Genomic DNA, 13,214 nt, shown 5'->3' with positions numbered 1-13,214 from the left:
ACAATAACAACACCGGAGTGGCCTCCATGAAAACCGTTGCGCAAGTGCTAAAGTCCAAAGACAAGCAAAACCAGCAAGTCCACACCATCCCCCACAACCATACGGTATTTGAGGCCTTGATCGTGATGGCTTCGAAAAACGTCGGGGCCTTGCCAGTGCTCAAGGATGGGAAGGTGGTGGGCATCATCAGCGAACGAGACTATGCCCGTAAGGTCATCCTCCATGGATTGTCCTCGACGGAGACTAAAGCCCACCAGATCATGAATTCACCGGTGATCACCGTCGACACTCACCAAACCGTCGAGACCTGCATGACGATCATGACTGAGCGACATCTGCGGCACCTACCTGTGGTGGAGAATGGCGAACTGCTTGGCCTGCTGTCCATCGGCGACCTGGTCAAGGAAGCGATTGCCGAACAGGCCGACCTGATCAAACAGCTGGAGCAGTACATTCGCGGCGAATAATCATTGGGGACCCCATGCTCGACACCCTGCAACATCAAGTCGATAACCAGCTCGACAGCCTGCACCGGGCCATGGCCGAACGGCGCTTCCTGGTGCTGACCGGTGCGGGTATCAGCACCTCTTCGGGGATTCCCGATTATCGCGACAGCGAAGGCGTGCGCCGGGGCAAGGCGCCGATGATGTACCAGGAGTTTCTGGCCACCCCGGAGGCCCGCCGCCGCTACTGGGCCAGGGCGATGCTCGGCTGGCCAAGGGTGTGTGTCGCACAGCCGAACGCGGCGCATATCGCGTTGGCCACCCTGCAGCAGCGCCAGCGCATTACCGGGCTGATCACCCAGAACGTCGATACCCTGCACGACCAGGCTGGCAGCCATGAGGTGATCGAACTCCACGGCAGCCTGCATCGGGTGCTGTGCCTGGATTGCCAGCAGACCAGCGAACGGGACCTGATCCAGCGCCAGATGGAAGCGGAGAATCCGTACCTAGCGGGTGTGGACGCGGTTCAGGCACCAGACGGTGACACCCTGCTGGACCCGGCCTTTGAAGGACGTTTCCAGGTGCCCCGCTGCCCCCATTGCGGCGGGCAACGGTTGAAACCGGATGTGGTGTTTTTCGGCGAGAACGTCGCCCCGGGTACGGCCGCCAAGGCGATGGCGGCGGTGGATGACGCAGAAGGATTGCTGGTGGTGGGTTCGTCGCTGATGGCGTATTCAGCGTTTCGGTTGTGCAAGGCGATGGTCGAGCAAGGCAAGCCCGTGATTGCCATCAATCTGGGCAAGACACGGGGCGATGAGTTGCTGCAACTCAAGATCGAAGCCTCCTGCGAACGTTTGTTGCCATTGCTCACAGAACGCCTGGGATAGCCCAACCCTGCTTTTCTGTGGCGAGGGAGCTTGCTCCCGCTGGGCTGCGCAGCAGCCCCAAAACCGGCAACCAAATGATTCCTGAAGCACCGCAGTCAGCCTGATGGGGGCGCTTCGCACCCCAGCGGGAGCAAGCTCCCTCGCCACAAAAAGCCCCCGGATCCCGCGACCTGCCCGCACGGAAAGTGACGCTCAAGTCACGTTTTCCGCTCACACCCCCGTCCTACGGGGATTTATGTAGTGCACAAAAATAATCACTACATAATCGTTGACGTAACCATTTTGTAATTGCATGATTCAAGCGTCTCCCGGATCGGGAGCGTTAGTAACACGCGTTTTGAACAAGCTCGTCTGACCGCCGAGCTGTTTTTTCCGGATGTGCACTGCCCACAAGGCAGATTGATGAAGCTGACCGGCCCGAAAGGATCGGTACAAGGAGCTCAAACGCTGCTTGTCTTCGTTATGAAACCATTGCGTAGCAGTTCATCAGCAAGACTACATGCATCGGTTCAAGACCCTGCCCGTATTCGGCAGACAGTCGCTGACGCCCGGTTTTCTGAGCCGGAGACAACTTAGTAGTTTTAATGGATCAACTAAAGATCGCCAACTGGTCAAGGGGCTTACACATGAATCTGAACAACCAACCAACTATCGAAGAATTGGCTGAGATGTTCGCAGCGCAGAAAGACACGCTCGACGACCATATCCTCTGGATTGGTAAATCGGGCCAGGTCCATATTGACTGCCTGGCGCCCCATACCGTGGAAGAAGAGTTCGACAGGAATAACCGTGAACTGGCAGCGCGCCTGAAGATGTACCGCCGCGGCCAGGGTTATGTCGGCAAGAAAGCCGCCGCTGATCGCAACTTTATCGAGCAGGTCTTTCATACACTTAATACCGAGTGGCAGAACCTTAAAGGCCATTCGCACGTTAAAGTGATCGACAGATACTGCTGATAACTACGCACTGATTACTTAAGCCTGCTCGCTTAAACGAGCAGGCTTTTTTATGGCCGACGGTTATTGCAACAACGCCGGAAAACGCCCCTTCCCCGCTTCATCGCAAAAAATATCAAACATGGCCTGGGCCGCTGCCGAAAGTTCGTGCCCCGGCTTGGTCAATACACCAATCGGCCGCTCAATCACCGGATCGCTCAAGGTGATGCAGTGGGCACCCGCTTCCTGCATTTGGCGCGCGCACAACGCCGGCACTGCGCTGACGCCCAAGCCACTGGCAACCATCTTGCCCACCGTCGCCAGTTGATGGCTCTCCAGGGCCACCGGCAGCTTCATGTCCAGCGCCTTCAGGTGTTCTTCCAGCATCACCCGCACCGTGGAGGGGCGCTGCAAGGTGATGAAGGGTTGTTCCAGCAGGGTGTGCCAGTCGATATCGGACCGGCGCGCCAACGCCGAGTCACCAGGCACCACCGCGACAAAGCGATCCACATACAACGGGGTAAACACCAGCGACGAGCTTTCCGTAGGCTCAAACGCCACCCCCAGTTCCACCTGGCGATCGCGGACCATTTCCAGCACCTGCTCGTTGATCACGTCATTCACCGTCACGTTGACCTGGGGATAGCGCGCCCGAAAAATCTTCAGGATCGGCGGCAGCAGGTTTCCGGCAAACGACGGCATCGCTGCCACCGTCACCCGCCCGCGCTGCAAGGTGAAACGCTGGCGCAACTCATCCTCGGCATTGTCCCAATCGGCGATCAGGCGCCGGGCCAGGGGCAGCAGGGACTCACCTTCGGGGGTCAGCGCGACATTGCGTGTATTGCGACTGAACAAGCGTCCGCCCAGGCCTTCCTCCAGACCTTTGATGGTCAGGCTCAAGGCCGACTGGGAAAGATGCAAACGCTCACAGGCCGCCGCAAAGCTGAGGGTCTGGGCCACGGCAAGAAAGGCGCGCATCTGTTTAACTGTCATGAAGCTTCTCCCGATGGCGGATGACTATGCTGTTTTTTAAATCAATCAACCTTAAAAAACAACTTAACAAATCAATCCGTCGGCGCAACACTCGGTTCATATGGCTGGCCCACACACAATAAAAGAGGTGCATATGGCAGGTTTTGATAAACGCGTAGCGTCCTATGAAGAGGCGCTGGCAGGCCTGGAAGATGGCATGACGGTGCTGGCGGGTGGTTTTGGCCTGTGCGGCATCCCGGAAAACCTCATCGCCGAAATCAAGCGCAAAGGCACCCGCAACCTGACCGTGGTTTCCAACAACTGCGGCGTTGACGGCTTTGGCCTGGGCCTGCTGCTGGAAGGCAAGCAGATCAGCAAGGTGTTCGCGTCCTACGTCGGTGAAAACGCGCTGTTCGAGAAGCAACTGCTCAGCGGCGAAATCGAAGTGGTCCTGACGCCCCAAGGCACCCTCGCCGAAAAACTGCGCGCAGGCGGTGCCGGCATCCCGGCCTTCTTTACCGCCACCGGCGTCGGCACACCCGTCGCTGAAGGCAAGGAAACCCGCGAGTTCAACGGTCGCCCTTACCTGATGGAAGAATCCATCACCGGCGACTTCGCCATCGTCAAAGGCTGGAAAGCCGACCACTTCGGCAACGTGATCTACCGCCACACCGCCCAGAACTTCAACCCGCTGGCTGCCACCGCCGGCAAGATCACCGTGGTCGAAGTCGAAGAAATCGTCGAACCGGGCGAGCTGGACCCGGCGCATATCCATACCCCAGGGATCTACGTCGACCGGATCATTTGCGGCACCTTCGAGAAGCGCATCGAACAGCGCACCCTCCGCAAATAATCCACCAGCCCAAATAATAAGGAGACAAACAATGGCTCTTACCCGCGAACAAATGGCTCAACGCGTCGCCCGCGAAATGCAGGACGGTTTCTACGTCAACCTCGGCATCGGCATCCCGACCCTGGTGGCCAACTACATCCCCGAAGGCATGGAAGTGATGCTGCAGTCGGAAAACGGCCTACTGGGCATGGGCCCGTTTCCGACGGAAGAAACCATCGATGCCGACATGATCAATGCCGGCAAACAGACCGTCACCGCGCGCATTGGCGCGTCGATCTTCTCCTCGGCCGAGTCCTTCGCGATGATTCGCGGCGGCCACGTCGACCTGACCGTGCTTGGCGCCTTTGAAGTCGACGTACAGGGCAACATCGCCTCGTGGATGATCCCCGGCAAGCTGGTCAAGGGCATGGGCGGCGCGATGGACCTGGTGGCGGGTGCCGAGAACATCATCGTGATCATGACCCACGCGTCCAAGGACGGTGAGTCCAAGTTGTTGAGCCGCTGCAGCCTGCCGCTGACCGGCGCCAACTGCATCAAGCGCGTGCTGACGGACCTGGCCTACCTGGAAATCGAAAATGGCGCTTTTGTCCTCAAGGAACGCGCACCTGGCGTCAGTGTTGAAGAGATCGTCAGCAAGACAGCCGGTAAACTGATCGTCCCGGACCACGTTCCAGAAATGCACTTCCAGTGAGGACAGATTCCATGCAAGACGTCGTGATTGTTGCTGCCACCCGCACCGCCGTGGGCAGCTTCCAAGGTTCGCTGGCAAGCATCCCGGCCCCGGAGCTGGGGGCTGCGGTGATCCGTCGCCTGCTGGAGCAAACCGGCATCGACCCCGCGCTCGTGGATGAAGTGATCCTTGGCCAGGTGCTCACCGCAGGCAGCGGCCAGAACCCGGCCCGCCAGGCCTCGATCCTCGCCGGCCTGCCCCACGCCGTACCGGCCCTGACCCTGAACAAGGTCTGCGGTTCGGGCCTCAAGGCCCTGCACCTCGGCGCGCAAGCGATCCGTTGCGGTGACGCCGAGGTGATCATCGCCGGCGGCATGGAGAACATGAGCCTGGCCCCGTACGTATTGCCGGCCGCCCGCACCGGCCTGCGCATGGGCCATGCAAAAATGATCGACAGCATGATCACCGACGGCCTGTGGGATGCGTTCAACGACTACCACATGGGCATCACCGCCGAGAACCTGGTAGACAAGTACGGCATCAGCCGTGAAGCCCAGGACGCCTTCGCCGCCGCCTCCCAGCAAAAAGCCACCGCGGCGATTGAAGCCGGGCGTTTCAGCGATGAGATCACACCGATCCTGATTCCCCAGCGCAAGGGCGACCCGGTGGCCTTCGCCGTGGACGAACAGCCACGCGCCGGCACCACCGCCGAATCCCTGGCCAAGCTCAAGCCGGCCTTCAAGAAAGACGGCACCGTCACCGCCGGCAATGCCTCCAGCCTCAACGACGGTGCGGCTGCCGTGCTGCTGATGAGCGCGGACAAAGCCAAAGCGCTCGGCTTGCCAGTGCTGGCCCGAATCGCCAGCTACGCCAACGCCGGCGTCGATCCCGCGATCATGGGCATTGGCCCGGTATCGGCCACCCGCCGCTGCCTGGACAAGGCCGGCTGGAGCCTGGGCGACCTGGACCTGATCGAAGCCAACGAAGCCTTCGCCGCGCAGTCACTGGCGGTGGGCAAAGAGCTGGAATGGGACGCGTCGAAGGTCAACGTCAACGGCGGCGCGATTGCCATCGGCCACCCGATTGGTGCATCAGGCTGCCGCGTACTGGTGACCCTGCTGCATGAAATGATCAAGCGTGACGCCAAGAAAGGCCTGGCCACCCTGTGCATCGGTGGCGGTCAGGGTGTAGCCCTGGCCCTTGAACGCAGCTGATTTCAAAGAGCAACATGGAAAAGGCCCGGTTCCACGAAAACCGGGCCTTTTCTTTATCGGTCAGTCCCGCACCTGGGGCACCGCAAACACCGCATTTGCCCGCACGACCACCTTCTCCCCGACCTGCACGCTGACCGTGGCAAACGCTATCTGCCGTCCACGCTTGTGGTGCTCCAGCCGCACCTCGAGCCACTCCCCCACCTGCACCGCGCCGAGATAGTCCAGGGTCATGCTCGCCGTGATCAACGGCAGCGGCGGCTCGCTGGAAAACGCCATGGCGTAGCCCATGCCCACATCCGCCAGGGTGGCCAGCACACCACCGTGCACGGTGCCGCGTCCGTTGGCGTGGCGGTTGTCGGCGCGCAGGCCGATTTCCAGCTGCAAGCCTTCACCTCTGCTATACACCGGGCCAAGCAGGTCCAGGAGTGGGCTGCTGCGACGCAGCGGGGTAAAGCCTTCGGGGATGGCATGGGCAGTCATGTCAGGTTCTTCCTTGGGGACAAGGCCGGAGGTGTATCCCACCGCGGCCATCCGGACCATCAACATCAACCCGGCAAATCCTTTGCGATAAGCCTAACGCTTCATGCAGCGCTGATAACGCTCATCCACACGCTTGGCAAACCAGGCGGTGGTGAGGTTGCGGGTGATCTTCGGGCTTTTCAGCACGATGCCCGGCAGGATCGCCCGTGGCACCGGTTTGCCGGCGGCCTTGTCGGCCAGGGCGAACACACGCTGGTACAGGGTGGTGTCTTCAAAATCCAGGCGCTCGCCCTGCTCCAGCTGGCTACGGATGCTCGGGTTGCGCATGTCCAGCGCCTTGCCCAGGGAGCGTACTGCCAGCTCAGTGGTGCCCGGCAGGAAGGAGCCGTAGTTGATCAGGTCACCGTCCAGCGCCAGATTCGTGCCCGAGACCCGGCTGAGTGCTGCCTGGAATGCGGCGTTGCGGCTGGCGTACCAACCGGCATTGAAGTCGGCGAAGCGGAACAGCATCTGGTCGTAGTGCACCGGGTAGCCCAGCAAATGGGTGACGCCAAAGTACATGCCGCCTCGACGGGTAAACACTTCCCGGCGGATGCTGCCATCCACGGTGTAGGGATAATCCCGGGCCTGCTTTTGCGCGAAGTCGATACTGACCTGCATCGGGCCTGCGGTATGCACCGGGTTGAAGCCGCCAAACAGGGTATTGCCCAAGGGCACGACGCTGATGAAATCGTCAAAGATCCCACTCAAATCCCGCTCGGTACGCGCAGCACTCAAGCGCTCCGCGTAGGACTTGCCCGTGGGCGAGCGCAGTTGCAGTGCCGTGCGCACCAGCACCGCCGGCACGTGGACTTTAGCGGCGCGGCGCAGGATTTCGTCCTGGGCGATCTTGCCCATGTTCGGTACCGGCGGGTCGACCTGGTAGGTGGACTCCTGCTCGGTCACCGCCAGCACGGCGCAGATGTTTTCGGTACTGGGGTAGATTTTCTGCGTATTGAAGGCGGTGTAGATGTCCTGGGCCCAGCCGCCACGATCCGGCACGCTGGCCGGCATCAGCCGCACGATCTGCGCCTTTACCTCGGCTTCGCTGCGCTCGGGCAATTGCGGGGTGCGCTGGCTGGAACAGCCGGCCAGCACCAGCAAGGTGGTGAGGCACAGGATCAGGCGGGATGAATGCATGGGGCTTCCTTGGGTGACGGTGGGGCAGTCTTGGCAGATATCGACCGGTAAGTCTAACCGGGGTTCGCCGACCCCGTTCGACGGCCTCCTGGCTCCAGCGCCCTATCCAGTATCACGTACCACATCTGCAAAAAAATATAACCTGTCAACTATCACAGTTGTGGCAGGTTTTTTTTCACGTTTAACTGATATTCGGGCGACGCTGACGCCACTGTTCGAAGCGCTGACGCAGCCCCTGGATCACCCAAAGGTCTTTATCCGTTACGGCGTATGTGTTCAGGTATTGCGACCGCTAACCAATCTTCACTCTCGTAAACAGGGGATTGTTTATGTCAGTCGAACATTATGCGGAATGGGCGGGACCGCTTCAGGGTTACACCGTCGACGACTATTTATACGGAATGCAGGGCCCGTGGCCGAAAGCCAACACATTGGCTGGTGAGTTGCCGGCCATGATAAAAAGAGTCCCCAAGGCACACATCGATGACTTTCGCATCGATGTGGTATCCCACTACCTTAAAACCTTGAAGTTCGGCCGCATCAAAATTCTCTTGAAGATGCTAGCGGGTGATTACAAGCTACGGCCGGTTTCCGACTTACTGTTTGCGCAACAATTATTTTATGGAACCCTGAGTAAATTGCTGACTCCGGTGCACACGGAGGATGCCCGCGAATTCCCAGGACTGCTGAATTCCGACGACTTGCTTGATAGTCACGGCGAGCCACGCTATCTGAAAATCGACACACTGAGCATGAACCGCTGGGACCCCCTGCACGGCATTCATTCGGCGCCCAGCCTGACGTTATTCAAGCGTGACAGCACTAACTCCGGCAGCGTGCTGGCCATAAAAATAAATGGCCTGGTGTTAACGCCAGATGACAAAAACGCCTGGGAACTGGCCAAATATTTTGTACTGCAAGGCGCCCTGTGCCTGATCACCTTGGTGACTCACCCCCGGCTGCACTTCCCGGTGGATACCATCAGCGCCATCAGTTTAACGGCGCTGCCCAAGGAGCATTTGCTCTTTAAGCTGCTGGCTCCCCACACCAGAATTCAACTGGCAATTAATCAAGCCGTGTCGTTACAACCGTACTCCGTCGCTCATAACAATCAGTTCCTGCCCTATACACCGTATCCTGGATGGGGAAATGTACCGGTTATTGAAGAAGGTCGCGGATGGACGGGACTGATGACCGATGCCTTTTCCGGGATTGAAGGCAATAGCAGCTATCCACCCTACACGTTCCCTCTGGTTCCGGAAAAAATATGGTCAGACTTTGACGACTTCATCAGGGGCTATTACGACGTAATATTTGACTTTGTAAGTGCGGTGACCTCTTACATCGACGTCGATGATCCCGTTATAACTTACTGGAGCGACGCCATTGCCGCCTGGGTGACTGGTTTTCCGCCACACCAACGCCTAAGAGAGGGCGATACATTCGCCAGGGCAATCGCTTATTTCATCTGGGATGTCACGGTTGCACATTCGGCAGATCATGGCGCAATGGGTCATTACCAGCAGAATGTCTTCCCGTTGCGACTTCGCGTGCCTGCACCGTCCAGCAAAACCCTTCCACCGATCAATAGAGGAAAGTTGGTGACGTTTGGCGACACGCTACGTAACCGTCTCTGTTTCAAAATGTACTTTGGCCCACCCCAAGGCACTCGACATTTACATGACACGTGGTACAGCTTCGGAATTGCCGAACTGGACGAGCTGAACAAAGGTTTTTTGCGCGAACTGAAGGGCTTCGATGAGGGCATTACCGGTCGGCGTTTTATAGCACTCAAGGATATAGCCAGCAGCATTAACTTCTGACTGGCACGCGCGGCCGCCCAGACATTGGCCGCCGCACACGCCCGTCATCGCCAGGCCTTGAGTCACTCAGATCCCGGCGAGCGCCAGGTCCATCGCAAAGTAGGTGAAGATCAAGTCCGCACCGGCGCGCTTGATCGACCCCAGGGTTTCCCGCACCACGCGGGCTTCATCGATGGCGCCCGCCTGGGCACCAAACTTGATCATCGCGTACTCGCCGCTGACCTGGTACGCCGCCACGGGCAAGCGCGAGGCTTCGCGGATGTCGCGGATGATGTCCAGGTACGCGCCGGCCGGCTTGACCATCAGCGCGTCGGCGCCTTCCTGCTCATCCAGCAACGATTCGCGCACCGCCTCGCGGCGGTTCATCGGATTCATCTGGTAGCTTTTGCGGTCGCCCTTGAGCGCGCTGCCACCGGCTTCGCGGAACGGGCCGTAGAGGGCCGAAGCGAATTTGGTGGAATAGGCCATGATCGGGATATGGCTGAAGCCTGCTTCATCCAGGGCCCGGCGAATGGCCTGCACCTGCCCATCCATCGCGGCAGACGGCGCGATCACGTCAGCACCGGCACGGGCGGCGGCCACCGCTTGCTTGCCGAGGTTGACCAGGGTGCGGTCGTTATCGACTTCGGCGCCGTGCATCACGCCGCAATGGCCGTGGTCGGTGTACTCGCAGAAACAGGTGTCGGACATCACGATCATTTCCGGCACCGCGTCCTTGATGATCGAGGACATGCGCGACACCAGGCCACGTTCTTGCCAGGTGTCACTGCCGGAGGCGTCCAGGTGGTGGGACACACCGAAGGTCATCACCGACTTGATCCCGGCTTTCGCATAGCGCTCGATCTCGCCGGCCAGCTTCGACTCGGGAATGCGCTGCACCCCGGGCATGCTGGTGATCGGCACGAAGTCGTCGATTTCTTCTTCAACGAAGATTGGCAGCACCAGGTCATTGAGGGTGAATTCGGTTTCCTGGAACAGGCCACGCAACTCCGCAGAGCGGCGCAGGCGGCGTGGACGGGCTTCGGGGAACTGGCTGGACATTGATGCTCCTGAAAAAGGCAGGCCGAAAAAACATAGGGGCGAAAGCTTATGCCGCGTGCACCGCAGAGCACAAACGCCAAGTGCAGAACAGTTTATTGCAGACCCGGTAACAATTGCATTGATCTAGAGCTGTAGACGCCCGTCAATGCAAACGGCAACCGCACCGCCGACCCAGATTTCCTCGCCATGCTGCTCGACGCGGATTCGCCCGGCACGGCCCATGGCGGTGCCCTGGCTGACCACATAGCGGCTGGGCGCCAGGCCTTCGCCCAGCAGCCACTGGGCAACACCAGCGTTCAGGCTGCCGGTGGCCGGATCTTCCGGGGCTCCATCGCCGGCAATAAAGGCCCGCACTTCAAATTGCGCCTCGTCACCGTCCCGCCCGGGGCTCCACGGGGCGATCACGCCCACGGCCAGCCCCTGCAACTGCGAGTAATCCGGGCGCAGCGCCAGTACCTGCTCCCGGTCCTCCAGCATGACCGCCAGCCAACCCGCACCGTTATCCACCCACTGGCTACGCACAATCGCCCCGGGTTCAAGGCCCAACCCCCGCCGCACGCGCTCAACCAAGTCGCTCTCCAGCGGGCCGGCGCGCAGCAGCGGTGGCGCGATAAACGCCAGTTCAGCGCCTTGGCGACGGATGCGCACCAGGCCGATTTCACACTCCTGGATGATCTCCTCACCAGCGGGTTGGCCACCCGCCTGCAGCCAGGCGTGGCAACTGCCGAGGGTCGGATGGCCGGCAAATGGCAGTTCCTGCAGGGTGGTGAAAATTCTTACGCGGTAGTCTGCCCGTGGATCACGGGGTTTGAGCAGGAACGTGGTCTCACTGAGGTTGGTCCAGTTGGCGAAATCCGCCATTTGCTGGTCGCTCAGGCTGTCGGCGCCCAGCACCACGGCCAGCGGGTTGCCCTTTAAGGCCACGTTGCTGAAAACATCGAGCTGTTTGAAATCGAAGGAAGGCATGCGGGTCCTTATGCTGGGATGTTCAAGCCACGGATCACCGCGGGCCGGGCGACGAACCCGTCCAGGGCCCGCAGCACGTTCGGGAAGTCGGTAATGCCCACCAGGTCGCCGGACGCGTAGAAGCCAATCAGGTTGCGCACCCACGGGAAGGTGGCGATGTCGGCGATACTGTACTCGTCACCCATGATCCAGGTGCGGCCCAGCAGGCGTTTCTCCAGCACCTCCAGCAGGCGACGAGACTCAGCGACATAACGGTCACGCGGGCGTTTGTCCTCGTAGGCCGCACCGGCAAATTTGTTGAAAAACCCCACCTGGCCGAACATCGGCCCGATACCGGCCATCTGGAACATCAGCCACTGGATCGTCTCGTAACGCATTGCCGGGTCTTCGGGCAGCAATTCGCCGCTCTTCTCGGCAAGGTAAATGAGGATCGCGCCCGACTCGAACAACCCCAGCGCCTGGCCGCCGGGGCCATTGGGGTCAATGATCGCCGGGATCTTGTTGTTGGGGTTCAGCGACAGGAATTCGGCGCAGAGCTGGTCCTGGGTCTCGAAGCTGACCTTGTGCGCCTCGTAAGGCAGCCCGAGTTCCTCCAGCATGATCGACACTTTGACCCCGTTGGGCGTCGGCAAAGAGTAGAGCTGCAGGCGCTCGGGATACCGGGCCGGCCATTTGGCGGTGATGGGGAAGTCTGAAAGTGAGTTCATCGCGCGACTCCTGATAAAAGTAGGAGAGTAGTGGTTCGGCGTCTCTCGTGCATCCGTCTTAATTCAGCAACATCTACGGGTTAATCTCCTGCACACGGCAAGGATGCCGCCCCATCTCCCCCACGAAACGAACCAAACTGCCTGGGGAGACTCTTAAAGAGCGCCCGATGGCTGGGCTTGCTTGCCCTGAATCCCTGCATCGAGACTTAGAACCTTCATGACCATCAAGCCTCTGTGCCTTGCGAAACGCTTCAAACGCTACTCCTACATCCTCCTGCCGGTATTACTGGTGAGTGCCGCTGTCGGCCTTACCCTGGAATCCCGGATCAGCCGCGCCCAGCAAGTCGACGGTGTGCAAACCCTGGTGTTCCTGCGTCACGGCGAAAAACCGGCCGGCGGCCTTGGCCAACTGAACTGCCAGGGCCTGAACCGTGCGATGAACCTGGCTACCGTCCTGCCGGAAAAATTCGGCAAGGCCAACTTCGTGTTCGCGCCCAACCCGACCCGCAATGTCGAGGAAGGCGAGAAAGACAACTCCTACAGCTACATCCGCCCATTGATGACCATCAGCCCCAGCGCCATCAAGCTCGGGTTGCCGGTGAACATCAAGTTTTCGGCCAATGACACCAGCGCGCTTGCTGACGAACTGGTGGAAGACAAGTACCACAACGCCATCATCTATACCGCCTGGTCCCACGGCTACCTGCCGGACCTGATCAACAAGGTGGCGAGTGAAGCGGTGGGTGAAAAGCACGTGATTACCGACGATTGGTCCGGCAGTGATTTCGATACCTTGTATGTGTTGACCCTGACCTGGCACAACGGCAAGGCCACGATGCTGAGCCGCAATTACAAGCAAGGGCTGGATAACGGCCAGCAGACTTGCCCGGAAGCAACGCAAGTTAGCGCCGATATCTGACCGCCCCCGAAGACCCGTGGCGAAGGAGCTTGCTGTGGCGAGGGAGCTTGCTCCCGCTGGGCTGCGAAGCGGCCCCAAAATTCTGGGAGCGCTTCGCACTCCAGCGGGAGCAAGCTCCCTCGCCA

At 59.9% G+C, this 13,214-nt stretch carries 14 protein-coding genes; 8 read left to right on the top strand and 6 right to left on the bottom strand.

The window, feature by feature from the left end:
- Positions 1-26: 26 nt before the first annotated feature.
- The 3 genes from LIY45_RS10520 (at position 27) to LIY45_RS10510 (ending at position 2,286) form a co-directional block, all read left to right on the top strand.
- On the top strand, positions 27-467 hold the full coding sequence (locus LIY45_RS10520; protein ID WP_226476254.1) for a CBS domain-containing protein: 441 nt from the start codon (positions 27-29) through the stop codon (positions 465-467).
- 14 nt (positions 468-481) lie between these two features.
- Positions 482-1,330, top strand: coding sequence for an NAD-dependent protein deacetylase (locus tag LIY45_RS10515; protein ID WP_226476253.1), 849 nt, complete (start codon positions 482-484; stop codon positions 1,328-1,330).
- 626 nt (positions 1,331-1,956) lie between these two features.
- Entirely contained in the window at positions 1,957-2,286 is a 330-nt protein-coding gene (locus tag LIY45_RS10510; RefSeq protein WP_063031237.1) for a hypothetical protein, read from the top strand.
- A gap of 63 nt (positions 2,287-2,349) precedes the next feature.
- Here the strand turns inward: LIY45_RS10510 and LIY45_RS10505 are convergent, their stop codons facing one another.
- Positions 2,350-3,258 (bottom strand): LysR family transcriptional regulator, encoded by a 909-nt coding sequence (locus LIY45_RS10505; protein ID WP_093198416.1) that lies wholly within the window; start codon positions 3,256-3,258, stop codon positions 2,350-2,352.
- Positions 3,259-3,391: 133 nt separating this feature from the next.
- Here LIY45_RS10505 and LIY45_RS10500 point away from each other — a divergent pair, with 133 nt between their 5' ends.
- The 3 genes from LIY45_RS10500 to LIY45_RS10490 are packed head-to-tail and all read left to right on the top strand — an operon-like array spanning position 3,392 to position 5,974.
- A complete protein-coding gene (locus LIY45_RS10500) occupies positions 3,392-4,090 on the top strand; it encodes a CoA transferase subunit A (protein ID WP_063031241.1) in 699 nt (232 codons plus the stop codon).
- Between the two features lie 31 nt (positions 4,091-4,121).
- Positions 4,122-4,781, top strand: coding sequence for a CoA transferase subunit B (locus tag LIY45_RS10495; protein ID WP_017475483.1), 660 nt, complete (start codon positions 4,122-4,124; stop codon positions 4,779-4,781).
- Positions 4,782-4,792: 11 nt separating this feature from the next.
- Positions 4,793-5,974: an acetyl-CoA C-acetyltransferase gene (locus LIY45_RS10490; RefSeq protein ID WP_226476252.1), complete on the top strand. Its 1,182-nt coding sequence runs from the start codon at positions 4,793-4,795 to the stop codon at positions 5,972-5,974.
- Positions 5,975-6,034: 60 nt separating this feature from the next.
- Here LIY45_RS10490 and LIY45_RS10485 read toward each other — a convergent pair whose 3' ends face one another.
- Together LIY45_RS10485 and LIY45_RS10480 are read right to left on the bottom strand one after the other, a co-directional pair.
- Positions 6,035-6,454, bottom strand: a complete 420-nt coding sequence (locus tag LIY45_RS10485; protein WP_226476251.1) for a PaaI family thioesterase — start codon at positions 6,452-6,454, stop codon at positions 6,035-6,037.
- A 93-nt stretch (positions 6,455-6,547) separates the two neighbouring features.
- Positions 6,548-7,633 (bottom strand): DUF1615 domain-containing protein, encoded by a 1,086-nt coding sequence (locus tag LIY45_RS10480; protein WP_226476250.1) that lies wholly within the window; start codon positions 7,631-7,633, stop codon positions 6,548-6,550.
- Positions 7,634-7,962: 329 nt separating this feature from the next.
- Here LIY45_RS10480 and LIY45_RS10475 point away from each other — a divergent pair, with 329 nt between their 5' ends.
- Positions 7,963-9,456, top strand: coding sequence for a hypothetical protein (locus LIY45_RS10475; RefSeq protein ID WP_226476249.1), 1,494 nt, complete (start codon positions 7,963-7,965; stop codon positions 9,454-9,456).
- Positions 9,457-9,522: 66 nt separating this feature from the next.
- On the opposite strand, the gene hemB is transcribed toward LIY45_RS10475, so the two are convergent.
- The 3 genes from hemB to LIY45_RS10460 all read right to left on the bottom strand — a co-directional run bounded on the left by hemB (position 9,523) and on the right by LIY45_RS10460 (position 12,170).
- Positions 9,523-10,497 (bottom strand): porphobilinogen synthase, encoded by a 975-nt coding sequence (gene hemB, locus LIY45_RS10470; RefSeq protein WP_017475488.1) that lies wholly within the window; start codon positions 10,495-10,497, stop codon positions 9,523-9,525.
- A gap of 123 nt (positions 10,498-10,620) precedes the next feature.
- The gene (locus tag LIY45_RS10465) at positions 10,621-11,463 is read right to left on the bottom strand and encodes a PhzF family phenazine biosynthesis protein (RefSeq protein WP_226476248.1); all 843 of its coding nucleotides are present in this window, start codon (positions 11,461-11,463) and stop codon (positions 10,621-10,623) included.
- Positions 11,464-11,471: 8 nt separating this feature from the next.
- Positions 11,472-12,170 (bottom strand): glutathione S-transferase N-terminal domain-containing protein, encoded by a 699-nt coding sequence (locus LIY45_RS10460; RefSeq protein ID WP_226476247.1) that lies wholly within the window; start codon positions 12,168-12,170, stop codon positions 11,472-11,474.
- A 217-nt stretch (positions 12,171-12,387) separates the two neighbouring features.
- On the opposite strand from LIY45_RS10460, the gene LIY45_RS10455 reads away from it, so the two are divergent.
- Entirely contained in the window at positions 12,388-13,089 is a 702-nt protein-coding gene (locus LIY45_RS10455) for a hypothetical protein (RefSeq protein ID WP_017475491.1), read from the top strand.
- Positions 13,090-13,214: the final 125 nt, after the last annotated feature.

The sequence above is a fragment of the Pseudomonas sp. MWU16-30323 genome (genome assembly GCF_020515595.1).
Taxonomy (GTDB): Bacteria; Pseudomonadota; Gammaproteobacteria; order Pseudomonadales; family Pseudomonadaceae; genus Aquipseudomonas; species Aquipseudomonas yamanorum.
The sequence above is the reverse complement of the archived record's forward strand: the minus strand, read 5'-3'. Positions and strand labels throughout refer to the sequence as shown.

What these genes read in the sequence shown, in the direction of transcription:
- LIY45_RS10520 (WP_226476254.1), top strand. Translation starts at nt 27, where the DNA reads ATGAAAACCGTTGCGCAAGTGCTAAAGTCCAAAGACAAGCAAAACCAG.
- LIY45_RS10515 (WP_226476253.1), top strand. Translation starts at nt 482, where the DNA reads ATGCTCGACACCCTGCAACATCAAGTCGATAACCAGCTCGACAGCCTG.
- LIY45_RS10510 (WP_063031237.1), top strand. Translation starts at nt 1,957, where the DNA reads ATGAATCTGAACAACCAACCAACTATCGAAGAATTGGCTGAGATGTTC.
- LIY45_RS10505 (WP_093198416.1), bottom strand. Translation starts at nt 3,258, where the DNA reads ATGACAGTTAAACAGATGCGCGCCTTTCTTGCCGTGGCCCAGACCCTC.
- LIY45_RS10500 (WP_063031241.1), top strand. Translation starts at nt 3,392, where the DNA reads ATGGCAGGTTTTGATAAACGCGTAGCGTCCTATGAAGAGGCGCTGGCA.
- LIY45_RS10495 (WP_017475483.1), top strand. Translation starts at nt 4,122, where the DNA reads ATGGCTCTTACCCGCGAACAAATGGCTCAACGCGTCGCCCGCGAAATG.
- LIY45_RS10490 (WP_226476252.1), top strand. Translation starts at nt 4,793, where the DNA reads ATGCAAGACGTCGTGATTGTTGCTGCCACCCGCACCGCCGTGGGCAGC.
- LIY45_RS10485 (WP_226476251.1), bottom strand. Translation starts at nt 6,454, where the DNA reads ATGACTGCCCATGCCATCCCCGAAGGCTTTACCCCGCTGCGTCGCAGC.
- LIY45_RS10480 (WP_226476250.1), bottom strand. Translation starts at nt 7,633, where the DNA reads ATGCATTCATCCCGCCTGATCCTGTGCCTCACCACCTTGCTGGTGCTG.
- LIY45_RS10475 (WP_226476249.1), top strand. Translation starts at nt 7,963, where the DNA reads ATGTCAGTCGAACATTATGCGGAATGGGCGGGACCGCTTCAGGGTTAC.
- hemB (WP_017475488.1), bottom strand. Translation starts at nt 10,497, where the DNA reads ATGTCCAGCCAGTTCCCCGAAGCCCGTCCACGCCGCCTGCGCCGCTCT.
- LIY45_RS10465 (WP_226476248.1), bottom strand. Translation starts at nt 11,463, where the DNA reads ATGCCTTCCTTCGATTTCAAACAGCTCGATGTTTTCAGCAACGTGGCC.
- LIY45_RS10460 (WP_226476247.1), bottom strand. Translation starts at nt 12,170, where the DNA reads ATGAACTCACTTTCAGACTTCCCCATCACCGCCAAATGGCCGGCCCGG.
- LIY45_RS10455 (WP_017475491.1), top strand. Translation starts at nt 12,388, where the DNA reads ATGACCATCAAGCCTCTGTGCCTTGCGAAACGCTTCAAACGCTACTCC.